The sequence below is a fragment of the Flavobacterium sp. 9R genome (assembly GCF_902506345.1).
Taxonomy (GTDB): domain Bacteria; phylum Bacteroidota; class Bacteroidia; order Flavobacteriales; family Flavobacteriaceae; genus Flavobacterium.
The window spans coordinates 2,065,447-2,089,249 of record NZ_LR733413.1 but is presented as its reverse complement, the minus strand read 5'-3'; the positions used below and the strand labels follow the sequence as shown (position 1 = coordinate 2,089,249).

Here is a 23,803-nt window from a genome sequence, read left to right as displayed (position 1 = left end):
TATTTTTGCGATTCACTTAATTATTCCCGCTATGGCGGGTTAGGCGGCTATGATAGATCCTTTCACCGACGAATATTTTATGAAAAAAGCTTTGCAAGAAGCTGAAATGGCTTTTGACAAAGGTGAAATTCCTGTGGGAGCCGTTATTGTTGTGGCCGACAAAGTCATTGCTCGCACCCATAATTTGACCGAATTACTCAACGATGTTACGGCCCACGCCGAAATGCAAGCTATAACTGCAGCTGCCAATTTCTTGGGCGGAAAATATTTAAAAGATTGTACTTTGTATGTGACTTTAGAACCTTGCCAAATGTGCGCAGGGGCTTTGTATTGGAGTCAAATTGCTAAAATTGTTTTTGGGGCTAGTGATACGCACCGTGGGTATGAAAAAATGGGTACTCAATTGCATCCCAAAACTACTGTAGTCAGAGGTGTTTTAGCAGAAGAAGCAGCCGATTTGATGAAGCGATTTTTTGCAGAGAAAAGAAAGTAATTGAACTCCTTAAAGCCCTAGCCCAGATAGTAGTGAAAATCCTTATGTGCCGGTGTTCGGCATATAAGATTGTAACGGATAGCTGGAAATAGCTCCTAAAAATAAGACACAAAAAAACCGCTACTCTTTCGAATAACGGTTTTGTTTGTTTTAGTCTGTAATAACATTTCCTTTTTTGTCATAGAAATGGTATTCTAGGTACGTGTAAGCGTCACGTGGTATAATTTTCACCCACTTTTTGTGTTCAAAAAACCATCTTGAACGCAATGATGGAAAACCTTTACTGAGGTATGCAGCCACAAAGGGATGTACATTGAGTACTACTTTTTTGTGGTTTTTTAGATGTCTTTCAAGGTCGAGAGCGATTTTATCAATGATTTGAATTGGCGCTTCAATTTCGCCATTTTCATTGTTTGGATCTTCTTCTCTAGTTTTGATATTGACTTCTGGTCTTACTCTTTGTCTAGTAATTTGAACTAATCCAAATTTACTAGGAGGCAAGATCTTGTGTTTAGCTTTATCATCGCTCATCTCTTCTCTTAAGAAGTCGAATAAGACTTTACGATTATCGGGATTAGCCATATCAATAAAATCAACAACTATGATTCCGCCCATATCTCTCAAACGCAATTGTCTTGCGATTTCGGCAGCGGCTATCATATTTACTTCCATTGCGGTGTCTTCTTGATTGGTAGCCTTATTCGAACGATTACCGCTATTTACGTCTATAACGTGAAGTGCTTCAGTATGTTCTATTATCAAATAGGCACCTTTACTCATGGAAACCGTTTTCCCGAAAGATGTTTTGATTTGTCTCTCTATGTTATATTTCTCGAAGATTGGTGTGTCTTTCGATTGATAAAACTTTACGATTGATTGTTTGGATGGTGCAATTTCTTGCAAGTAATCCTTTGTTTGTTGGTACAACTCTTCATCATCTATTTGAATACCACTAAAGGTATCATTAAACACGTCTCGAAGAATTGAAGAGGCTCTATTGAGCTCACCTAATACTTTTGACGGATGATGAGCAGTTGGTAATTTCTTACACATTGCATTCCATCTGCTAAGCAGGTTATGCAAATCTTTTTCTAATTCGGCTGTATTTTTGCCTTCGGCTACTGTACGAACAATAACGCCAAAGCCTTTTGGTTTGATGGATTGTACAAGTTTTTTTAATCGATCTTTTTCTTTTTTGTCTTCTATTTTTTGAGAAATAGAAACGCGATCAGAAAAAGGAACAAGCACTATAAAACGTCCAGCCAAGGATAGTTCTGCACTAATTCTTGGTCCTTTGGTAGATATAGGCTCTTTTACTACTTGTACTAATACGGATTGATTGGCATTCAAAACATCAGTAATGGTGCCGTCTTTATCAATCTCTTTTTCAAACTGAAAGTTTTTTAGGGAGAAATCTTTTATTTTACCTGCGCTTACAAGTTTTATGAATTTCAATTGAGAAGCAAGATTAGGACCTAAGTCATGATAATGCAAAAAGGCATCTTTTTCATAGCCTACATTTACAAAAGCAGCATTTAAGCCTGCAACTGGTTTTCTTATTTTGGCAATAAAAATATCACCTACTTGAAAGTTGCTAGTTTCTTGTTCTTTGTGTAATTCAATTAGTTTTCCATCTTTTAATAAGGCAAAATCTACGGCTTCTGAACTAGAACGAATAATTAGTTCTTTATTCACGCTGTACATTTTTATCCATACGTTAAAGTTTTCAGTTTCGGCTTTCAGTTTTCAGTTTTACAACTCATAACTCATAACTTATAACTCATAACTGAATTGTAAGGATGGATTAAACAATATTTAACAGGTTTGACCCGGATGAAGTTTCAGTCGGCAGTTTTCAGAGAGCAGTATGCAGTTTAAGCTGCAATCTGAAGTCTGAAATCTAATGTCTGAAATTCAAATTTCAATGAACTTTTAAAAAGAAAAAAGTAGTTTAAAACTACTTTTTCTTTTTATGACGGTTAGCTCTCGCTCTTTTTTTACGTTTGTGCGTCGCTACCTTATGTCTCTTTCTTTTTTTACCACTTGGCATATCCTGAAGATTTTATGATTAATTAATAGATTATTTTGCTTCGTTATTTGTTTTCACACCTTCTACAAACACCTTAGCTGGTTTAAAAGCTGGAATGTTGTGAGCTGGAATTTTAATAGTGGTATTTTTAGAAATATTTCTTCCTGTTTTTTCAGCTCTAGTTTTAACGATAAAGCTTCCGAAACCTCTTAGATACACATTGTCTCCAGTTTCTAATGAAGTTTTAACTTCATTCATAAAAGTCTCAACTGTTGCTTGAACATCTCCTTTTTCAAGACCTAATTTTTCTGAAATCTTCGCTACGATATCTGCTTTCGTCATTTTCTTTCCTTTTTAATATGTTGTACTATTTTTTTTGAGGTTGCAAATATACGAATTTAAAAAACAATAAATCAACCTAATTCGTTAAAATTTAATTACATAAACTTTTACTTTTGCTTACATATAATTAATAAATGAATTTTACTAACTTACTAATTGAGTGGTATTTACAAAATAAACGTGATTTACCATGGCGAAATACTACAAATCCTTACCCAATTTGGCTCTCAGAAATCATTCTTCAGCAGACTCGTGTGGCGCAAGGAACACCTTATTTTTATGCGTTTTTAGAATCTTTTCCTACAGTAAAAGAATTAGCAAGGGCAGACGAACAACAAGTGCTTAAACTTTGGCAAGGATTAGGGTATTATTCGCGTGCTCGTAACTTACATCAAACCGCACAATACATAGCAAATGAATTGGACGGCGTTTTTCCAAACTCATATGCTGGTCTTATTCAATTAAAAGGTATTGGCGAATATACTGCAGCCGCCATTGCTTCATTTGCTTATAATGAACCTGTACCTGTAGTAGATGGAAATGTGTTTCGTGTAGTATCCCGTTACTTCGGAATCGAATCTGATATAAGCGCTGGAAAAACCAAAAAAGAATTTACTGCTTTGGCTGCCGAATTATTGTCCAAAGAACAGCCTGCACTTTTCAATCAAGCCATTATGGAGTTTGGAGCAATGCATTGCACTCCTAAAAATCCAGATTGCGAAAATTGTATTTTCAATTCTAGTTGCGTTGCCTTGCAAAAAGGACTCGTTGGACAATTGCCTTTCAAATCAAAAAAAATAAAAATCAGAAAACGATACTTTAATTATATAGTACTACAAGACAAAAAAGGCAATACCAAAATACAACAAAGAACAGACAAAGGCATTTGGCACAATCTTTATGAATTCCCATTATTTGAAACCACACAAGAAGAGGGATTTGAAACCATAGCGCCATTAATTAAAAGCGATGCAGATTTTGGGGATTCAGTTGTAAGTATTCAAGAAGCGAATCCCATAAGTTTGATTCATAAATTATCGCATCAGCATTTGTATATCAAGTTTTGGAAAGTAACCATAAACAATACATTGGCCGACGGAGTAAATCCCGAACAATTGAGAACCTTTCCTTTTCCAATAGTGATACATAATTTCATCGAAGAAGATGCTACAAAAAAGTTTTAAAAAAAATGTATCTTTGATTGAAATACCATTAAGCTATGAACGGAACATTAAATAAAGTGATGCTGATAGGACATCTTGGCGACGACATTAAGATGCATTATTTTGAAGGAGGCAACTGCATTGGCCGCTTTCAATTAGCAACCAATGAAGTATATATTAATAAATCGACCAATGAAAAAATTACTTCTACCGAATGGCACAATTTGGTAGTAAGAAACAAAGCCGCCGAAATATGCGAAAAATACCTCTCGAAAGGCGATAAAATATATGTAGAAGGACGCATTAAATCCAGACAATGGCAAGCCGAAGACGGTACTATGAAATCAACAACTGAAATTCAGGTAACCGAATTTACTTTTTTGACCACAAAAAAGGACCATGAGAACAAAAGCAATCCTACTCAAGAATCACCAAAAAATACTAACTTTGACGCCTCAAATGGCGGTTTGCCAATAAACGATTTGCCATTTTAAAGCAAATTGCAATCAAATACACAATGAAAAAAAAAGTTAGTTTATTCATAGTACTCACTATAGGTTTATTTTCTGCCGTAGGGTGCAAAGACGATGTTTTACCCAAACCTGCAGGCTACTTGCGATTGGATTACCCAGAAGCAAGATATGTTGATTACGGCAACCAATGCCCATTTACATTCGAAATAAATGACAAAGCAATTATAAAAGGAAAAAACGATTGTAGCTTAACCATTACCTACCCAAAAATGAAAGCAACAATTTATTTGACCTACAAGCCCGTAGCTAACAATATCAACCAATTGCTACGCGATGCCCAAAAACTAACCTTTAAGCACGTAATAAAAGCCGACGATATTATAGAACAACCCTATTTAAATCCTGAAAAAAAAGTTTACGGTATGTTTTATCAAGTAGATGGTAATGCGGCAACCAATTCGCAGTTTTACGCCACCGATAGCACTCGCCATTTTGTGACGGCCTCTGTATATTTCTACGCAAAACCCAATTTCGACTCTATTATGCCAGCGGCTAGCTACATCAAAAATGACATGCAGCACATCATAGAAACCTTAAAGTGGAAGTAATTTTTTTTTTTTGGAGCACAACAATTAGATTTTTCAATTACGAATCCTCCTGCTGTTCGTTATATCTTTCCCGCCGAACCACGGCAGCAAAGGATGCCACTACCATCAGGGCTAGCCAGAAATAGCTATTTTAATAACATCTAAAGACCTTTTTTAGACAAGACTTTTTTTACCATTTCATCTTGTTTTAAAACAATTTGATAAAAATAGTCTTCACCATATAACTGTCTAGCAAATTCGGCAATTATATACTGATTAATTGCTCCCCTACTCTTTTCTAATTGTAATATCAAACCATTTTTATCGAGATATTTTTGAAACAAATCAAAATAGTTATCAGAATTGTATTTTGACTGAAACTCCTGAAAACTTAACCCTTTGAATGCTTTTCGATTTCGGTCTAATTCTTCAAATACAAAATGCCCCACCATACCCGATTGTTCTAGTAAAGAAGCACTTTCCTCACCTTTTTCGGAACTAATTGGCACAAAAACATCAGGAACGATTCCGCCGCCTCCATAGACTAGTTTCCCTTTTTTAGTTTTGAACTTCAAAGTATCAGCTACCTTAATACTGTCTTTGTGGTACAATTCGCCATTCAAAAAACGATGTTCCGATTCTTTAAAATAATCGGCATTGCCTTTAGCATAAGGCTTTTGAATAGAACGTCCTGAAGGAGTATAGTACCTTGCCACGGTCAAACGCACGGCAGAACCGTCTTTAAAATCCATTTCGCGTTGCACCAGTCCTTTACCAAAAGAACGACGCCCGACTATGGTTCCTCTATCGTTGTCTTGTATCGCTCCAGCCAGAATTTCACTTGCAGAAGCACTATTTTCGTTGATTAAAACGAATAATCTGCCCGATTCAAAATTCCCTTTTTCCGTAGCGAAGGTTTTTTCTATTGTTCCACTTTTACTTTTGGTAAAAACAATCAAGTCATTATCTTTTAAAAAATGGTCAGCTATCGCAATGGCTTCTTCCATATAACCTCCACCATTGTCACGCAAATCCAAGACCAAGGTTTGCGCACCATGCTTTTTCAACTGCGCCAATCCCGAATTAAATTCAGCAAAAGTAGTTTCAGAAAAACGGTTAATTTTGATATAACCCACCGTAGGATTCAACATCAAAGACACGTCAACACTTTTCAGTGGAATTACCGCTCTTTTTATTTTGAATTTCAGCTTCTGACGTGTAGTTTTTCGGTAAACGGTCACTTCTATATCAGAACCAACGGCACCTTTTAGTTTTGCAAAAAGACTATCACTAGGCAAATGGCGCCCGAATAATTTGGTTTTTCCTGCGTATAGTAATCTATCACCTGCTTGTATTCCTGCTTTTGCCGAAGGTCCATTAACAACAGGCTTTATGACCGCAACAGTATCTTTGTACATGTAAAAATTGATTCCAATACCTACAAAATCACCTTTCATACTCTCAGCAACCTGTGTTTGTACGCTTGGCGGAATATACACAGAATGAGGGTCTAACTTTGCCAAAATATTATCTACTGTCAAATTCACAATAGAATCTGTATTGACATCGTCTACATATTCATTATTAATAAAATCAATCAAGGAATTCAACTTTGATTTGGAAGCATTAGAAGCTACCAAACCAGGGTCTCTCGAAACATTCAACCATCCGCCAATACCTACGCCAAGCGCTAAAGTAGCACTCAAAAGTATGGGCAAATATTTGTTTTCGAATTTCATTTAGTCGTCTAAATTGGGAATGTGAATTACCTCAACGCCTGCTTTGATTAAAAATTGTATTCCAGAATCATCACGATATCCGTTTTGGTACACCACTCTCTTAATTCCGGATTGGTGAATCAACTTACTGCATTCTTTGCAGGGAGAAAGTGTGATGTACAAGGTGGCTCCTTCACAAGATTGTGTCGACCGAGCTACTTTGAGAATAGCATTCGCTTCGGCGTGCAATACATCCCAACGCGTCAATCCTTCGGCATCTTCGCAACAATTATCAAATCCTGAAGGCGTTCCATTGTAACCATCCGAAATAATCATTCGGTCTTTTACAATGATGGCTCCTACTTGCTTGCGTTTGCAATACGACAACAAACTCCATTCTCTCGCAATTCGCAAGTAGGCTTTGTCGTATTTATTTAGTTTTATTTCGTTCATTTTTATCGTAACCAAAATTCACTTTCAATAATCATTGGAAGCACTACACCGATTATAAAAGAAGACATGACCAAAGTCCAATCTCTTTTGGAGAATCTAAATACTGTTTGTACAATATAAGACAGTACCAAAACTACAAAAACTACCGCAATTTGTGCCGCTTCTATTCCTAAAGCGAACTCGCACAGCGGTAATAATTTGGAATTGGCTGTTCCGCCTAATATGGTTTTGAAATAGTTAGAGAATCCTAAACCGTGAATGATTCCAAAGAACAAAGTGATAAAAAACACCAAATTAATACTCTCTTTTTTGCTGGACTTCCCAGCGGTAAACAAATTAAACAAAGCGGTAATCAAAATCGTAATAGGAATCAACAACTCGACTACATTTACTTTTATGGCAACAATACCATAAACAGATAGGAATAATGCCATAGTATGCCCCAGTGTGAATAAGGTAACTAATAACAAGATGCGCTTCCAATCGTTAAACGAATAAGGAACTGCTAAAGCGATTAAAAATAAAACATGGTCATAAGCATGAATATCTAAAACGTGACGTAAACCGATTTGAAAATAAATCCAAAATTCTGACATAGGTAATTATATAAATTTGATTAAGGGTCTGTAAACTTACGACAATTTTTGAAAAGTAGTGGTTTGAAAACTTGCCACGAATTCACTAATTTTTATTAAAAATAAACCACTATGAGTTTAAGTCCTTAGATTGGTTTGGAATACTGAAAGTCCGTGAGGTTGAAAAGTAGCATCCACCGCAAATTCGCAAATTTAAAGACTTAGAAAGAAATAAATAATTTGTGTCATTAAAACATATTGTAACTCCTGATTTATTAGTGAATTGCTTTGCCAATTCGCTATGCTCGGATTGTGGGGAAATCTTTAAAAGTGAATGCCCTGATTTCAACTAGCCATTGCTTCTTATTTTTAAAAAAATTCGTATCTTTAATACAACCATAAAAACAACTATTATGTCAATTTCTGATTTATTTGATAACGAATTCAAAAGTCGCAACAAAGGTCATTTTTCAGCTATTGTTCGTGTAGCTTTAGCAGACGGAAATGCAACCCCTGAAGAACAAGCTTTTTTGGACAAACTGGCTTCTCGCTTGGAAATTTCTGCCGAGGAATACCGCGAAATTTTAAAAAACCCATTGAACTATGACATTAATCCTCCCTATTTGTATGTGGAGCGTTTAGAAAGATTGTATGATTTGGGTCGAATGGTTCACGTTGACCATCATTTAGGTGATAAACAAGAACGACTATTGATGCGTTTTGGTTTGGCGCTAGGCTTTACTCCAGGAAATGTAGGTTATATTGTCAACAAAGCTTTGACGCTCCTTGACAAAAAAGTAGACTTAGATACTTTTATCTTTGAAATGAAGAATATGAATAAATAGTGATTAGTCCTTAGTAATTAGTGATTAGTAGCTAGTTCTTAGTCGTTAGTGAAAAATAGTTTAAAACAGAAAACCGGTGGCTTTTTACAGCTACCGGTTTTTTTATGCTTACAAAGAAGCGAATTGTTTTTCTTATAGCCCTGATCGCAGCGGCATCCTTTTGGGGCTGGGTTCGCCCCAAAAGATATAGCGGAGAGCAGGAACCTTGTTTGCTGAAAATGCCTACTGTTTCGCTCCTACTTATTTTTTGCTTTTGCCATAAATTCTTCGGCTTTTTCGACCATATTGTAGCTACCGCAAAAGAAGGGTACGCGTTGGTGCAACTCTGTAGGTTGAATTTCCATAATGCGACCAAAACCGTCCGATGCTTTGGCACCAGCTTGCTCAGCAAGGAAAGCCATAGGATTGCATTCGTACAACAAACGCAATTTTCCGTTGGGCGCTTTAGAACTCGTAGGGTACAAATAAATCCCACCTTTGATCATATTACGGTGAAAATCGGATACCAAGCTTCCGATATAGCGCGAAGTGTAGGGACGATCGCCTTCTTCGAGCTGGCAATATTTGATATAATCTTTGACTCCTTGCGGGAAATGCACGTAATTCCCTTCGTTGATAGAATAAATGGTTCCGTCTTTTGGATATTGCATATTAGGGTGCGACAGATAGAATGTACCGATAGCTGGGTTTAGCGTAAAGCCGTTTACTCCGTGCCCCGTAGTGTACACCAACATTGTCGAGGTACCATAAATTACATAACCTGCCGCCACTTGGTTGATACCTGGTTGCAAGAAATCCTCGATAGTTACTGGAGTTCCTATTGGCGTAACGCGACGATACACGGAGAAAATAGTTCCTACCGACACGTTTACATCAATATTAGAAGATCCATCAAGAGGATCCATCAATACAACATATTTGTTGTTGTGACTGCTGTCCGAACCTTCGACGGTGATGAAATCGTCGTTTTCTTCGGAGGCGATACCGCATACAATCTCTCGATTGATTAGGGTTTGAATAAATACTTCGTTGGCATAGACGTCTAATTTTTGTTGGTCTTCGCCTTGAATGTTTTGTTCTCCAGCAGCTCCAATAATGTCGACTAGACCGGCTTTGTTCACTTTGTAATTTACAACTTTGGCCGCCAAGCGAATGGAGTTGATGATTCGGGATAACTCTCCCGAGGAGTATTGAAATTGGTTTTGTTTTTCGATGATAAATTCACCTAAGGTTTTGTTGCGTTCTTCCATTACGAAATCGTTGTAGTTTAGTTTGAGGTAACAAATATCGGCTTTTTTGTGAAAATGAATTAATAATTATTTAGATAGTTGGTCACTATTGTATCTTTGTAATAAAAATGACAAAAAAAATGTATTTTTATCTGTTTTTTTAGTCAATTTAGAACCTAAACATCAAAAAAGATGATAATACGAAAAGGTACCGCTACGGATATGAAGGGTGTTTTGGCACTCATCAAAGAACTTGCTATCTTTGAAAAAGAGCCTGAAGCTGTTGTAATTACCGAAGAGGATTTGATCAGAGACGGTTTTGGTGAAAATCCTTTGTTCTCTGTCTTTGTAGCCGAAAAAGAACAAGAGATTGTTGGGATCGCTTTGTATTATTATCGCTATTCTACTTGGAAAGGGAAAACGATTCATTTAGAAGATTTGGTGGTCAAAGAAAGTATGCGTGGGACTGGTCTTGGTTCTGCATTGTACTCTGCCATAATCGAGCAAGGTAAAATCGATGGCGTGAGAAGAATTGAATGGAATGTATTGGATTGGAACACGCCTGCCATTACTTTCTATGAAAATTCAGGTGCCAAAGTATTGGACGATTGGAGAGTGGTACAAATGGATCAGAACGGAATTGATGCATTTTTAGAAAAAAATAAATAACATTAAAGCAAGTCTTTTGGCTCAAATACACAAAAGCAAGAGATTGTTTTACAATTTAAGTTGACACAATGAGAGTATTTAAATTTGGAGGTGCATCTGTTAAAGATGCCGAAGGAATAAAAAATGTACACCACGTATTGAAAACCGTTGGGTATGAAGATGTATTATTAGTGGTTTCTGCAATGGGAAAAACCACCAATGCTTTAGAAGAAGTCATCAAGAACTATTTTGATAAATCAGCTGAATTGAATTCTTCAGTACAAGAAGTAAAAAAGTACCATAACCAAATTGTTTTGGATTTGTTCGAAGATGAAAGTCATCCCGTTTTTGAAGCGGTAAATGCTCAGTTTGCCGACTTAGAATATTTCTTAGCACACAACAAATCGCCGAATTACAATTTTGTGTACGATCAAATCGTGAGTTTTGGAGAATTGATTTCGACTACTATTTTGAGTCATTTTATGAGCTTTATGGGCATAGAAACGCAATGGGTAGATGTACGCAATTTGGTAAAAACCAACTCCAACTATCGTGATGCCGAAGTAGATTGGGATCAAACTAAAAAGAACATTACCAAAACTATTAAATCAAAAAGCCTAAACATCACTCAGGGATTTTTGGGATCGGATGAAAATAACTTTACGACCACTTTAGGAAGAGAAGGATCGGATTATACTGCGGCTATTTTTGCCTATTGCTTGAACGCCGAAAGCGTAACGATTTGGAAAGACGTTCCTGGCGTAATGAATGCCGACCCAAGGTATTTTGAAAATGCAAGTTTGTTGAATCAGATTTCGTATCGTGAAGCGATTGAATTAGCTTTTTACGGCGCCACGGTAATTCACCCAAAAACCTTACAACCTTTACAGAAAAAGGAAATTCCTTTGTTCGTAAAATCATTTGTAAACCCATTATTAAAAGGAACCGCTGTTGCAAAAGGTCCCGACTTGGAGCCTAAAATGCCTTGTTTTATCGTAAAACGCAATCAGTTGATGATTTCACTTTCGTCTATTGATTTTTCTTTCATTATGGAGGAAAACATTAGTGAAATCTTTGCTTTGTTCCATAAGTACAAAATCAAAGTGAACTTGATTCAAAACTCGGCGATTAGTTTCTCGGTTTGCGTGGAAGACAAATTCGGGAATTTCGGGGAATTGAATGCTAAACTCTCTAAGAAATTCAAAGTAGAGTTTAACGAAGATGTGACCTTGTACACCATTCGTCATTTTAACGACCAAGCCGCTAAATTGGTAGAAGAAAATAAGATTGTCTTGCTCAAACAAGTCAGTCGTGAAACGATGCAAATCATCACCAAAGAGACTTTATAAAAACGAAAAAGACCATTTTGAAATTATTTTAAAATGGTCTTTTTTTATTGAAAATAAATCGCATTAATTACTAAAACAGTTCGCTTGCTAACTCCTCAAAATCTTCTCCATAGCTTTTCCATTGGCCAACTCATCGACCAATTTATCTAAATAGCGAATTTTCTGCATCAACGGGTGTTCGATGTCTTCAACACGATAGCCACAAATCACTCCAGTAATTTGGCTAGCGTTCGGGTGCAATTGAGGTGCTTGGGCAAAAAAAGTTTCAAAATCTACTTTCGTTTCCATTTGATGCTGCAAGGCTTGTGGTGTATACCTTGTTAGCCAACAAATAATGGTATCAAGTTCTTCTTGGGTGTGATTTTTTTTGAGGACTTTGGCTAAATAATGCGGATAAACACTCGCAAAAGTCATTGCAAAAACGCGTTCATAATTTTTAGGATGTGCCATAGTATTATATTTTATGCAGCAGAAAAAAAGTCAAATTAGTCATACTATGCAGCAGTAATCCCCATACAAAACCTTGTTTCAATCTCAAATTAGTAGCAAAATAACCAATCAACATTTGTGGAAGAACAAAGAATGGGTAAATCAATAGTAAAGAATAATATATCTTTTCTAAGTTATCAATATGCATCAGACCAAATGTTATTATTGAAACTATCGTTAGGCTTCTTTGTAAACGAATTGAAAACTTGATGTTGTCAATTACAAAAAAATACAGCACTACAACAACCGAAAGCGAAATTCCAACCTTTACCCAAGTAGAAAGCAAAAACAACGCATCACTAGTAACCCGAATTCCTAATGCCAACAGCAACATAAAAAATACACTAAGGCAAATTTCCTTTTTCTTGAAATTCAAAAAAAGGCGAAATAAAATCTCTTCGATTATTGGTATTATTATGACAACAAACCAAAAAGAAATAGTAGCAATCCTATCACTAGATTTTCCTATTGCCTCCATTATAGAGGGAAAACCCAATATGTCGGTAACTAAATAGTCTAGTGGTCTTAGCAAAAAAATAGCACTTAGTATGATTGCTAAATACATATAGCAATAAGACAACAAAAGGTTTTTGATTTTTGCCTTCCAATCATAAGACTCGTAACTTTCTTCAGAAGGATTAAAAACAGTAAATAAATTGAAAAACATAAAATGGTTTAATGAGTTCGTTTTGAAACTAATCCAGTGTATTAATATAGCCGATGTACTTTTCTGTATCTCTTTTCTTAAGGCAAACAAAACCTTGAATGTTATTTAATTTTAAAGTATCTGAAACAGATTTGGGAATTTCTTTACCGTTCAAAACTATTCTCAATTGTTTCAAATTTGGCTTAGGATTATGAGCATTCATATAAACAATTGCTCCATTTCTTTTAGTTTCTTCACCATACAATTCTTCCAACAAATCAGAATTCTTATTTATAATAAACAAACCTTCTCTTTTTAAATTTCTAAAAACAGAATGTTTCAAATCAATTTTTGAATAAATTTTGGCTGAATATTCGGTAATTACAATTGTAGGATTAGCACCAATTTTAGATTTATTCATTGCTTCTTCAGCAAAAGTTTTTAAATCAACTTTATCAGAATTACTTATAAAGCCCGTAGTAATCAATACGACAATTAGAATAGGAAATATTTTTTTCATAACTATTATTGGATGAAATTATTTTTTGCATCTCATTCAATTTCAAGATTCAAATTATGATGCTAGATTAGAATTTTAGCTTAACAAACTTTATTTGCTAACCAAATATACCATTAATTCCTACAAATCCAAGCTCAAAAATCGAAAGAACAGTACTCTTCAACCTTAATTCACCAATCTAATTATAATTCTTCACTACCAAAATCTATCTAATTACGAAGCACTATTCACTAATTACTAACTGCCATTCACTATTAAATACTACTTTTGAACATTGGACGTTATCGTAGCTATGTGGAATAAAATTGTGCTTCTTGGAGTCTTCTTTTGGCTTTCTGGCGTCTACGCGCAGGAAAATCAATCGTCCTATCGCACTAAAAAAATCCGCGTTACTACCGATACCATTTGGTTAGAAAAAACAAGTATCAATCCGAGTTTTTTTAAAATTACAACCGACAAAAAAGAGACACTTCCCACCACAAACTACAGCGTGAATTTTGAAAAAGGCTATTTGCTGTTACATTCCCTTTCGCAACTTACCACCGAAGAACTAACGGTTCAGTACCTAAAGTATCCCGATTTTTTAACGAAAACCTATCAAGTCTACTCGGACAGCTTAGTGGTCAACAACGAAGCGCTGAAGGGTACTTTATATCAAATGGCAGAGACAAATCCCAAAAAAACAACGCCTTTTGATGGGCTCAATACCTCTGGAAGCATCACGCGTGGGGTGACAGTGGGCAACAATCAAAACGCGGTGCTCAACTCGAATTTGGATCTGCAAATCAGCGGTAAACTCTCTGACAAAGTCAGTATTAGCGCCTCAATTCAAGACAGCAATATTCCGCTACAAGACGGAGGCTATTCGCAAAGACTGGATCAGTTTGATAATATTTTTATGGAATTGTACAGCAAAGATTGGAGAGTCCGCGGAGGCGATTTGTTTTTAGAAAATCGAACGTCTCAGTTTATGAATTTCAACAAAAAAGTACAGGGTTTGAGCACCCAATTCGATTGGGGCAACACCGAAAAACACACCAAAATCGAGGCTGCTGTTGGTTTGGTCCGAGGACAATATGCCAGAAGTGCGTTTATTGGTCAAGAAGGCAATCAAGGTCCTTATAAACTCAAAGGCAATAATGAAGAAGCCTACGTATTGATTGTTTCGGGTTCAGAGCGTGTGTATGTCAATGGCAATTTGCTAAAACGTGGTGAAAACAACGATTATGTGATGGATTACAACGCGGGTGAGTTGGTCTTTACACCTTTATTCACCATCACTTCCGAAATGCGGATTGTAGTCGAATACCAATTTACAGACCAAAATTACACCCGAATTGTTGCCTATGGAGGTGGAATGCACGAGAACAAAAACTGGCGTTTTGGTAGTTATTTGTATTCCGAAAGCGACTTGAAAAACCAACCCGTACAGCAAAGTTTGTCCAAAGAACAAGTCGCCATTTTACAAAATGCAGGCAACGACCCAAGCAAAATGAATGCGCCATCGGCCTATGAAGATTCGTATTCTGAAAACAAAATCTTGTACGAGAAAAAAAGTGCCAATGGCATTGAATACTTTGAATTTTCCACCAATGACCAAGCCGTTTTGTACAATGTTCGGTTCAGCAAAATAGGTCCAAATCAAGGAAATTATATTCTAAAAAACGCTGGAGCCATTGGCCGAATTTACGAATACATAGCGCCCATCAACGGGATTTTACAAGGAGAATATGAGCCTACAATTCCGCTCATTGCTCCCAAAAAAATACAAATCGCCACCTTTTTAGGGCAATACCATCCAAATGAAAAAAGCAGTACTGATTTTGAAATTGGCGTGAGCAACAACGACCAAAACTTGTTTTCGAGTCTTGATGACAATCAAAACAAAGGATTAGCCGCAAAACTCAACACCAAACAACGCTTGTTTACCGGAAAATGGAATTTGGATTTCATAGGCAATTACCAATACATAGCCGAAAGTTTCAAAACGGTTGAACGCTTGTTCAACATCGAATTCAATCGAGATTGGAATTTGGGTACCACAACCACTGGTAACCAAAGCTTTTGGACTGCAGGAATCCAAAGCGAATGGAACCCAAACTACAAAGGAGCGTTAAAAGGCAATGCGTCTTATCAACTGGAAAAATTAGATTTTACCGATTCTTTTTCTGGGCAAAAACACCGCATAATGGCGCACTTCCAGCTTCCGAATTGGCGTTTTCAAAACCAGACTAGCGTACTCAAAAGCGATAATTTATTGAGCACTTCTAATTTTATTCGCCAACAAACGCAAGTCCGTTTTCACAAAAAGAAAAATTGGGTGGGAGCAACCTTCCGTTTAGAAGACAACCAAGAAAAAATCAAAAGTACCCAAACGTTCACTCCCATCAGTCAGCGTTTTTCAGAGATAGGAGGATTTGCGGGTCGCGGCGATAGTACCAAAGTCTTTGTCGCTTTGGGATATTTGCAAAGAGTCAACGACAGTATTCAAAATGGCGTCTTACAACGCGTCAACCACTCGCAGACCTTCAGTTTAAAATCGAAAGTTTTTCAAACTGCCAAAAGCGATTTGTCTGTTTTTGCTAATTATCGTGTCCTAGAATACACCAATAATTCAGCCCAAAAAGAACCGTCACTCAATTCGAGAGTGGTCTACAACGACCGTTTTTGGAAACAATTGGTACAAAGCACCACGGCCTATGAAACCAATTCGGGTTCGATTGCCCAACAAGAATTCACTTTTTTAGAAGTCAATGCGGGGCAAGGTGTCTATGCTTGGAACGATTACAACGGCAACGGCATTCAAGAATTACAAGAATTCGAGATTGCGCCTTATCCCGATTTGGCCAAATACATTCGTGTGTTTTTGCCCAACCAAATCTTTATCAAAACCCATCAAAATAAGTTTTCGCAATCCCTAATCATTAACCCAAACCAATGGCAAAACGAAAAAGGAATCAAAAAAATAGCCTCCTATTTCTACAACCAAACCTCGTTTATTATGGACCGAAAAATTAAAAACGAAGGCGGGAACTTCGATTTGAATCCATTTGGAAGCCCGAAGGATGATGTTTTGGGACTCAACTCCGTCTTCAGAAACAGTTTATTTTTCAATCGAGGCAAACAAAAACACTCGGTCACTTACACCTATTTGCAAAACAAATCCAAGAGTTTATTGTCCAATGGCTCACAGGAAAACAGCAATGCCTCACACCAATTACAATACCAACATTTGTTTCAAAAAAGTTGGCTGCTGAACTTCTTTACCAAAACATTGGCTACCGCCGTGGTTTCCGAAAATTATGCTGAGAAAAATTTCGACATCAAAGGCTATCAAATCGCTCCAAAAATCAGCTATTTATTTTCTAAAAACGCCAGTTGGGAATTGTTTTACGAATTTCAACACAAAGAAAACCAACTCGCACAAGCCGAAACCTTGCAACAAAACCGATTGGGAACCGCATTTAGTTATGCGCGCAATGCCAAATTCACCCTCAACGGCGAACTCTCTTTTTATCAAAATCAATTCGATGGCAATGCACAGTCGGCCGTAGGTTTCCAAATGCTCGAAGGCTTACAAACCGGTCAAAACCTTACTTGGCGTGTATTATTGCAAAAAAACATCACCCAATTTCTCGACATTAATTTCAACTACCAAGGCCGAAAAAGCGAAACCAGTCCAGCCATTCACACCGGCAATGTGCAGTTAAGAGCTTATTTTTAATCAGAATTGAAATAGTATTATTAAAACCGTTAGGTGAAATTCAAAATATAATAAAAAATTAACCACATAGAAACATAGATTTACTTTCAATAATTTAAGAACCTATAGAAATAGCTATATTTTTCACATAGATTGACTATGTGAATAGTAAAACGTCTATTGAGTTCTTTTTAAAAACTAAAAAATTCTATGTTTCTATGTGGTTAAAAATAATTGCAGTCTACGGTTATTATTTAGCAAAAATTAAATAGAAGGAGAGCCAACAAAAGGCTTTTTCAGTCATCAGGGGTTCCTGCTATCCACTATATCTCTTGTCTTGTTGTAAGGACAAGACAAGAGGATGCCGTTCCTATCAGGACTAAAAGGAAAAATGAGGCATTCTTGCCAACAGTAACACTAAGATTTTTAGAACTTTATATCCAATTCCCAAAAATAATTAGTAGTTTTAGTATTCCATTAATTTAAAAACCTAAAACTATGAAAAGAATACTGATTTTATGTTTCTTGTTTATCGCGTCCAACACTATTTTCGCCCAAGAAACAGCCACAAAAAAGAAAACCACAAAAACTAAAACAGAAGTTTCTGCTGCCGAAAAAGAAGCCAAACAAAAAGCAGCCAACGAAAAAAGAAAAGCAACTATAGCCGCCAAAAAAGAAGCAGAAGCCAAAGCCGCTGAGGAAAAAGCTGCCAAGCAACAAGCCGCTAACGAGAAAAGAAAAGCAACTATAGCCGCCAAAAAAGCCGCTGCCGAAAAAGAAACCGCTGAAAAAGAAGCCAAAAAAGCCAAAGCAACAGCCAAAGCAGAAAAAACAAAATCAGAAAAAGCAGCAGCTGAAAAAACCACCAAAGCCAAAAAAGAAGCTACAACTTCCAAAAAAACAGGCGAAGTAAAAATCAAAGAAACTACCGAAAAAGCACCAAAAACACCAGACAAAGTAACGGGTGAATACAACGGCAAAAAAGTGTACACTGGCCCAAGAGGCGGAAGATACTACATCAACAAAAACGGAAATAAAACCTATATCGAAAACTAGTTTTCTAGTAAAACACAGTATTTCAAAGGCTTTCTTTTAGGAGAAAGCCTTTTTTTATGTAAACAGTTGTTAAATTAAACTTTTGGTAATGTTGCCTAAACTTAAAAAAATAGGAGTATTGCTACCTTGCCTTCGTATAAATTCTTAATTTTGATTGCGAAATGACTTTGGATTCTAGCTCAAAAACGATACTCATCGCTCCATTAAACTGGGGCTTAGGCCACGCCACACGCTGCATTCCAATTATAAAGGCGCTGCAAGAAAACAATTTCACGCCCATCATCGCCTCTGATGGTATAGCACTCGAATTGTTAAAAAAAGAATTCCCTTACATTCAAACCCTACAACTTCCCTCCTACCAAATAGAATATGCCAAGAATGGCAAAAATTTCAAATGGAAACTCATTCAAAGTTTGCCTAGAATGCTCGAAGCCATAAGAGAAGAGAAGAAATTAGTTCAAAAATGGGTAACCAAATACGAAATAGATGGAATCATTTCAGATAATAGATTAGGTGTGTTTAGCGCCAAAATACCCTCTGTTTTTATCACCCATCAATTGAATGTAATGACCGGAAACACTACTTGGTTTACTAGCAAATTACATCAAATCATCATTAAAAAATACAAACAATGTTGGGTCCCCGATGTGGCTGGAACACCTAACCTAACAGGCGATTTGGGCCACTTAAACGGAAAACATTTTCCAGTGCGTTACATTGGTCCACTAAGTCGTTTACACAAAAAAGACAGCCCAAAACTATACGATTTGATGATTATTCTTTCGGGGCCTGAACCCCAAAGAGGCATCCTAGAAGAGAAATTAACCGAAGAGGTAAAACGTTTCAAAGGCAAAGTGGTTTTCATCAAAGGAATTATCGAAAAGACACAAGTTAAAGAAACAGTAGGTGACGTAACTTTTTACAATTTTATGAATACCCGCCAGTTAGAACAAACCTTTAACGAAAGTGAATACGTCCTTTGTCGCTCAGGCTATACCACCATTATGGACTTGGTAAAACTAGGCAAAAAAGCCTTTTTTATTCCCACTCCCGGACAATACGAACAAGAGTATTTGGCAGTCAAACTAGACCAAGAACGCATTGTTCCTTTTGCCAATCAAAAAGATTTTACAATAGAAATGCTGTCAAAAATTGCCGATTACAAAGGCCTTTCAGAAATGGATACCACAATAGATTGGGAAGAACTTTTTGAGGTTTTTAATAAGAAAGATTAAACTCCGAATTGCGCAAATAAACTTTGATAATTAGGATTATTCCCGTCTAGTTTTTTCAATGCTACAACTGTTTCTAACGCTTTATTTGGAAGATTGGCTTGCATATAAACAAAGGTAAGCGCATAATACAATTGTGACGAAAACGGCGCTATTTCAATTCCTTTTTTAAGTATACTTTCAGCTTCTTTGTATTTTTTTAATTCCAAAAGCAACAATCCATAATTATAATACAATTTGTCATTTTTAGATTGTAGACTAACCGCTTTGGCAAAAGCTTCTTCCGAAGCTTTGCTGTTTTTCATCTCATTATACAGAAGCCCTAAATTAAAATAAGCTCGGTCGTTTTTAGCGTCATTTTTAATCGCTTTTTCTAAGGTAGCTAAGGCTTCTTGGTTGTTCCCTTGCATATTATAAACGGTGGCTAAATTTAGCAGAGCATAATTCATCTGACTGTCCTTTTTAATTCCTTTTAGATAAAAAGCTTTGGCATTTTCATAGTCGTTTACTTTTAAATAATAATCGGCTAACATCACATTTCCAACTGAAAAATCGGTTTGATAATGAAGATACTCCAGCAATTCTTTGTTAGCAGAATTGTAATCATTTAGGTAATTACTAGGCATTTGCTCTTTGGGCAAACTAGTATACAAATCTGCTGCTGCAATTCTTACAGCCCGAACTTTATCTTTGAGTAACGGACCAACCTCATTTACCCACAAATTAGGTGTAAAACCTTCAAGACTTTGAATAGCGCGGTAACGAACTTGTGCATCTTTACTTTTAATACAAACCAATAAAGCATTTAAGCTATTTGGGGTATTGACTTTTCCTAAATAAAAGGCTGCTGTAGCTCTAATAATTGGAGGAATGTTTTTACCGTTAATTAAACGTAGCAAATGCTCTTCGCTCATTCCATTCAATTGACTACCCGGAATTAAATCTTCAGCAAAATGATACGCTCTTTTTTTACCGTACCATTTTTCTACAGCTTGTGCCATAGCTTTTGCCGAAAGATTGGTATGACAGATATTACAAGCATTAGGCGTTCCATATTTTACCGTCAAATCGGGTCTTGGCACCCTAAAACTATGGTCATGACGAAAGTCATTACCCATATAAAATTTACCAGGCATATGGCAACTGATACACAAACTTCCTTTTGCGTCAGCTTTGTGAAAAGTATGAGTTGGCACATTATATTTTGAATCCAAATGGCATTGAGTACAGGATTGATTACCGGTTTTTTTCAATTTAGTAGTATGAATATCGTGACAATTACTGCACTTTACTCCTTTGCTGTACATCTTACTTTGCAAAAAAGAAGTATAGATATAATCTTCATCTTTTATTTGCCCATCAGCATAATAATATTCATCATCTGGAATTTGAGGAATGTAATTATCAAGCAATTCTGTACTTGTAATGTGTTTAGAATTAATTTCAGATACTCTTGCGTGACAAGGTGCACAGGTATTAATTTGTTCTAACTGTCCTGAATTTCTAACTAGTTTCAGAAAACTTCCTTTGATTCGTTCCCCGTCTTTGTAATCTGCTCCCTTGATGTAATCCAGATGTTTCTCCCCTGCACCGTGGCAACTCTCACAACTAACATTAATTACATCATAAGTAGTTTTATAAGAATCCGTCGTCGTGTTGTAGTTTTTTTGAAGATTAGTAGAATGGCACGAAGCGCACATCGTATTCCAATTTTGTGAATTTCCAGTCCAATGCAACCAATCGTGTGAGGCAATTTTTTGACCTGCATATTGGTTAAACCATTTTTTCTTTTGTGTATCCCAACTCAATCTTGGAACTTGCATTCTGCCGCCAGGAAATTCAATTAAGTATTGTTGCAATGGAGTAAATCCAAAAACATATTTTACTTCAAAATCATGATTTTTACCGTCGGCGCCTTCTGTATTAATAAAATACTTTGTTCCTTTTTTAAAAAATCGACTAGTAACACCATCGGCAGTTAATGTTACATTGTTGAAGTCTCCTTTGACTGTTTCTGGAGTAGGCAGTAACATTGACTTATAATGGTGTGAGGAGGTCCATTGTTTGTGCTCTTTCCCATGGCAAGAAATACAACTTTTATCGCCAACATACTTCCCTTGATGCCCGCTAATAGGTGCATATTTTTCGTCTTTTGAAGTAACGCCATCAACAATAAATACTCGAAAAAGAAGAAACAAAAGCAAAATCAGTGCAACAAGTAGTAGGTATGTTTTTTTCAAAATAAAGCTGTTTTTTAACAAATATATTCAATTTAAAAAGACGTTGAATACAATAATTAAAATTTAATCAAAACAAAATAAGCCCGATACGATATCGGGCTCAATGTGACAATTATTCAAAATAGAGCTAATCATTGAAACAATAAAATGCCCTTTTATAGACTTATGAATCTTCAATTACATTTTCTTTGTTCTATCAATTTCACCTATGAAAGGAATAGCGTTTTGTGTCTCTTCTCTAATTACGGTATGTAAAGCAGTTTCTAATTGAATAAATTTTGCTGCATTTAAAGCACCAATAACTTTCTTTGATTTTACATAATACTTGGCGTATAACTTTTCATAAGCTAAATTGTTAGCAAGACTTGCTTTAGCAATAGCGTCCGCTTTTGCGTCATCAAGTGTGGCATAATTGGTAGCATAATCACTTATAATTTGCATACGTTTTTGAGCTAAAACTTTTCGCTCTTGCTCATAAGCTTCATAGACCTTAGTAAATTCTGAAAGTTGTGGTTCTTTTAACACCATATAGGCTGAAACTAATTCTTGTTTTGATTTTCCGTAAAAACTTTGAATCAATTCAATATCTTCTTTAACTCCACTTTGAGCAAATGCAACAGAAGTAAATGCAACAGCAATAATCAATGCTAATTTTCTCATCTTTTTTTATTTAAATGGTTTAATTTTGGTTCACTTTTAATTCAGCTATAACAAGTCTATTTTTTCATCATTTCCATCGGAAAACGTTCCATTATTTTCATAACTCCACTGTTGATTACAGCGTCTGGATCTTTCGATGGCGCATCAATTTCTTTGTTTCCAATCCCTTGCCAAAGTAAGTTTTGGTCTTTTGCATCTAAAACATCAATTATTAAAGAGCCATCTTTATAATCTCTTACATCATAGGAGGTGTTGCCCATTGGATATCCAACACCACCCCAACGATACGGACGGTAATAGCCTCCATATCCGTATACATTTGTTGTTGAAGTAACCGATTGTTTGTTAACTGACATTGCTGTCGCATTTACTAAAACATCAGCGCCAGAGTTTACTTCTTTAAAACCTTTGGCTATCATTTGATTTCTTATTGCATTGACTATCCGATTTTTATTCAAATCACTCAAAGCATCATTCTTGTCACTAAGCTTATAGAAAGCAAAAGTTTTGTATTTTGAAATATCAGCAGAACGATCAAAATCTGTAGTTACGGTTAATGAAGAACATGCTGCCATCAAAACTGAAAATAAGAGTACAAATAGGATTGTTTTTAAAGTTTTCATACCATTTTTTTTAAAATATACATTAAGATAAATATTAAATACTACTAAATTGGATAACAAATGCTTAGTTTTTATTCCCCAAAAGATTTACAAACCCCAATCCCTAGCGAAAAACTATCATAAGCATTCCACTTTATATCGTAAGAAAAATTGGTTGTTAATTCCCAGTTATTCCTGATTTCTACTCCATATTCTACTCCAAAACGAGTGAGAACAAAATCTTCTTCTTTCGCAAATTCACCACCCAAGCCTGCTTGAAATGTAAAATGTTTTCCAACTTTATATCCAAGAACTACCGCACTAGCTATTGGAGTAGAACGTTCTAACTCCTTTTCATCAGCAGTGGAAACAACGAATTTTTCAATAACTACATCGTTATGAAGACCTATTTGCCATTTGGAATTGATATTAAAATTATAATCCAAAGCAAAAGAGGGTAATGAAAGCCACTTTCGATTACCCTCTTTTATCCCTTGACTAATATTTGTGTGACTAAGCATAAAACCAAAAACATGCTTATTGAACTTCTCCTCTGTTTCAAGTTCATTTGATTGTCCTAAAAAAATGCCTGAGGTCATAAGTAGTAAAAGCAAAAGGAGTATTCGCATAAATAAAATTAGGTTAAATTCATTTTATAAGGCAAAAAGTTTTCAATAGAAAAACAGCTATTTAACTACTTATCAAGCTAATATACATATTTTTAGGCTTAATAGCTGTTTTGCTCTTAGGA

General features: G+C 35.9%; 23 protein-coding genes. 10 read left to right on the top strand and 13 right to left on the bottom strand.

Annotation, left to right across the window (positions count from 1 at the left end):
- Positions 1–49: 49 nt before the first annotated feature.
- Positions 50–493 (top strand): nucleoside deaminase, encoded by a 444-nt coding sequence (locus FLAVO9AF_RS09385; protein WP_159687507.1) that lies wholly within the window; start codon positions 50–52, stop codon positions 491–493.
- A gap of 150 nt (positions 494–643) precedes the next feature.
- Here the strand turns inward: FLAVO9AF_RS09385 and FLAVO9AF_RS09380 are convergent, their stop codons facing one another.
- Both FLAVO9AF_RS09380 and FLAVO9AF_RS09375 read right to left on the bottom strand, forming a co-directional pair.
- Entirely contained in the window at positions 644–2,188 is a 1,545-nt protein-coding gene (locus tag FLAVO9AF_RS09380) for a ribonuclease E/G (RefSeq protein WP_159687504.1), read from the bottom strand.
- A 385-nt stretch (positions 2,189–2,573) separates the two neighbouring features.
- A complete protein-coding gene (locus tag FLAVO9AF_RS09375) occupies positions 2,574–2,864 on the bottom strand; it encodes an HU family DNA-binding protein (RefSeq protein ID WP_024981932.1) in 291 nt (96 codons plus the stop codon).
- 134 nt (positions 2,865–2,998) lie between these two features.
- Here FLAVO9AF_RS09375 and mutY point away from each other — a divergent pair, with 134 nt between their 5' ends.
- Genes mutY through gldD form a run of 3 tightly spaced genes read left to right on the top strand, consistent with a single transcriptional unit; the run spans position 2,999 to position 5,108 of the window.
- Positions 2,999–4,048, top strand: coding sequence for an A/G-specific adenine glycosylase (gene mutY, locus FLAVO9AF_RS09370; RefSeq protein ID WP_159687501.1), 1,050 nt, complete (start codon positions 2,999–3,001; stop codon positions 4,046–4,048).
- A 35-nt stretch (positions 4,049–4,083) separates the two neighbouring features.
- A complete protein-coding gene (locus tag FLAVO9AF_RS09365; protein WP_159687498.1) occupies positions 4,084–4,521 on the top strand; it encodes a single-stranded DNA-binding protein in 438 nt (145 codons plus the stop codon).
- A gap of 23 nt (positions 4,522–4,544) precedes the next feature.
- On the top strand, positions 4,545–5,108 hold the full coding sequence (gene gldD / locus FLAVO9AF_RS09360) for a gliding motility lipoprotein GldD (RefSeq protein WP_159687495.1): 564 nt from the start codon (positions 4,545–4,547) through the stop codon (positions 5,106–5,108).
- Between the two features lie 140 nt (positions 5,109–5,248).
- Here the strand turns inward: gldD and FLAVO9AF_RS09355 are convergent, their stop codons facing one another.
- From FLAVO9AF_RS09355 to FLAVO9AF_RS09345, 3 genes are read right to left on the bottom strand one after another with little or no spacing between them, the layout of a single operon-like run.
- Positions 5,249–6,826 carry a S41 family peptidase gene (locus tag FLAVO9AF_RS09355; protein WP_159687492.1) on the bottom strand — a complete coding sequence of 526 codons (1,578 nt, stop codon included), beginning with the start codon at positions 6,824–6,826 and terminating at the stop codon, positions 5,249–5,251.
- Complete coding sequence (locus FLAVO9AF_RS09350) at positions 6,827–7,258, bottom strand: dCMP deaminase family protein (protein WP_159687489.1); 432 nt, start codon at positions 7,256–7,258, stop codon at positions 6,827–6,829.
- A gap of 2 nt (positions 7,259–7,260) precedes the next feature.
- A complete protein-coding gene (locus tag FLAVO9AF_RS09345; RefSeq protein WP_159687484.1) occupies positions 7,261–7,854 on the bottom strand; it encodes a HupE/UreJ family protein in 594 nt (197 codons plus the stop codon).
- A gap of 392 nt (positions 7,855–8,246) precedes the next feature.
- Between FLAVO9AF_RS09345 and FLAVO9AF_RS09340 the strand changes: the two genes are divergently transcribed.
- Positions 8,247–8,678: a TerB family tellurite resistance protein gene (locus FLAVO9AF_RS09340; protein WP_159687480.1), complete on the top strand. Its 432-nt coding sequence runs from the start codon at positions 8,247–8,249 to the stop codon at positions 8,676–8,678.
- A gap of 236 nt (positions 8,679–8,914) precedes the next feature.
- On the opposite strand, the gene fbp is transcribed toward FLAVO9AF_RS09340, so the two are convergent.
- A complete protein-coding gene (gene fbp, locus FLAVO9AF_RS09335; protein ID WP_159687476.1) occupies positions 8,915–9,928 on the bottom strand; it encodes a class 1 fructose-bisphosphatase in 1,014 nt (337 codons plus the stop codon).
- A 171-nt stretch (positions 9,929–10,099) separates the two neighbouring features.
- Here fbp and FLAVO9AF_RS09330 point away from each other — a divergent pair, with 171 nt between their 5' ends.
- A complete protein-coding gene (locus FLAVO9AF_RS09330) occupies positions 10,100–10,576 on the top strand; it encodes a GNAT family N-acetyltransferase (RefSeq protein WP_159687473.1) in 477 nt (158 codons plus the stop codon).
- 68 nt (positions 10,577–10,644) lie between these two features.
- Positions 10,645–11,904, top strand: coding sequence for an aspartate kinase (locus tag FLAVO9AF_RS09325; protein WP_159687469.1), 1,260 nt, complete (start codon positions 10,645–10,647; stop codon positions 11,902–11,904).
- Between the two features lie 87 nt (positions 11,905–11,991).
- On the opposite strand, the gene FLAVO9AF_RS09320 is transcribed toward FLAVO9AF_RS09325, so the two are convergent.
- Genes FLAVO9AF_RS09320 through FLAVO9AF_RS09310 form a run of 3 tightly spaced genes read right to left on the bottom strand, consistent with a single transcriptional unit; the run spans position 11,992 to position 13,559 of the window.
- The gene (locus tag FLAVO9AF_RS09320) at positions 11,992–12,354 is read right to left on the bottom strand and encodes a DUF2200 domain-containing protein (protein ID WP_159687465.1); all 363 of its coding nucleotides are present in this window, start codon (positions 12,352–12,354) and stop codon (positions 11,992–11,994) included.
- Positions 12,355–12,358: 4 nt separating this feature from the next.
- Positions 12,359–13,060 carry a CPBP family glutamic-type intramembrane protease gene (locus FLAVO9AF_RS09315; RefSeq protein WP_159687462.1) on the bottom strand — a complete coding sequence of 234 codons (702 nt, stop codon included), beginning with the start codon at positions 13,058–13,060 and terminating at the stop codon, positions 12,359–12,361.
- A gap of 28 nt (positions 13,061–13,088) precedes the next feature.
- Positions 13,089–13,559, bottom strand: coding sequence for a hypothetical protein (locus FLAVO9AF_RS09310; RefSeq protein WP_159687458.1), 471 nt, complete (start codon positions 13,557–13,559; stop codon positions 13,089–13,091).
- Positions 13,560–13,851: 292 nt separating this feature from the next.
- Between FLAVO9AF_RS09310 and FLAVO9AF_RS09305 the strand changes: the two genes are divergently transcribed.
- From FLAVO9AF_RS09305 to FLAVO9AF_RS09295, 3 genes are all read left to right on the top strand, one after another.
- Positions 13,852–17,283 (top strand): hypothetical protein, encoded by a 3,432-nt coding sequence (locus FLAVO9AF_RS09305; RefSeq protein ID WP_159691014.1) that lies wholly within the window; start codon positions 13,852–13,854, stop codon positions 17,281–17,283.
- Between the two features lie 477 nt (positions 17,284–17,760).
- On the top strand, positions 17,761–18,318 hold the full coding sequence (locus FLAVO9AF_RS09300; protein ID WP_159687454.1) for a hypothetical protein: 558 nt from the start codon (positions 17,761–17,763) through the stop codon (positions 18,316–18,318).
- 161 nt (positions 18,319–18,479) lie between these two features.
- Positions 18,480–19,553, top strand: a complete 1,074-nt coding sequence (locus FLAVO9AF_RS09295; RefSeq protein ID WP_159687452.1) for a glycosyltransferase — start codon at positions 18,480–18,482, stop codon at positions 19,551–19,553.
- On the opposite strand, the gene FLAVO9AF_RS09290 is transcribed toward FLAVO9AF_RS09295, so the two are convergent.
- The 4 genes from FLAVO9AF_RS09290 to FLAVO9AF_RS09275 form a co-directional block, all read right to left on the bottom strand.
- Positions 19,550–21,790, bottom strand: a complete 2,241-nt coding sequence (locus FLAVO9AF_RS09290) for a tetratricopeptide repeat protein (protein WP_159687449.1) — start codon at positions 21,788–21,790, stop codon at positions 19,550–19,552. The genes FLAVO9AF_RS09295 and FLAVO9AF_RS09290 overlap by 4 nt on opposite strands.
- A gap of 177 nt (positions 21,791–21,967) precedes the next feature.
- Positions 21,968–22,450 (bottom strand): hypothetical protein, encoded by a 483-nt coding sequence (locus tag FLAVO9AF_RS09285; RefSeq protein WP_159687446.1) that lies wholly within the window; start codon positions 22,448–22,450, stop codon positions 21,968–21,970.
- Between the two features lie 56 nt (positions 22,451–22,506).
- Positions 22,507–23,073, bottom strand: coding sequence for a DUF4136 domain-containing protein (locus tag FLAVO9AF_RS09280; protein WP_159687444.1), 567 nt, complete (start codon positions 23,071–23,073; stop codon positions 22,507–22,509).
- A gap of 71 nt (positions 23,074–23,144) precedes the next feature.
- Complete coding sequence (locus FLAVO9AF_RS09275; protein WP_159687439.1) at positions 23,145–23,681, bottom strand: hypothetical protein; 537 nt, start codon at positions 23,679–23,681, stop codon at positions 23,145–23,147.
- Positions 23,682–23,803: the final 122 nt, after the last annotated feature.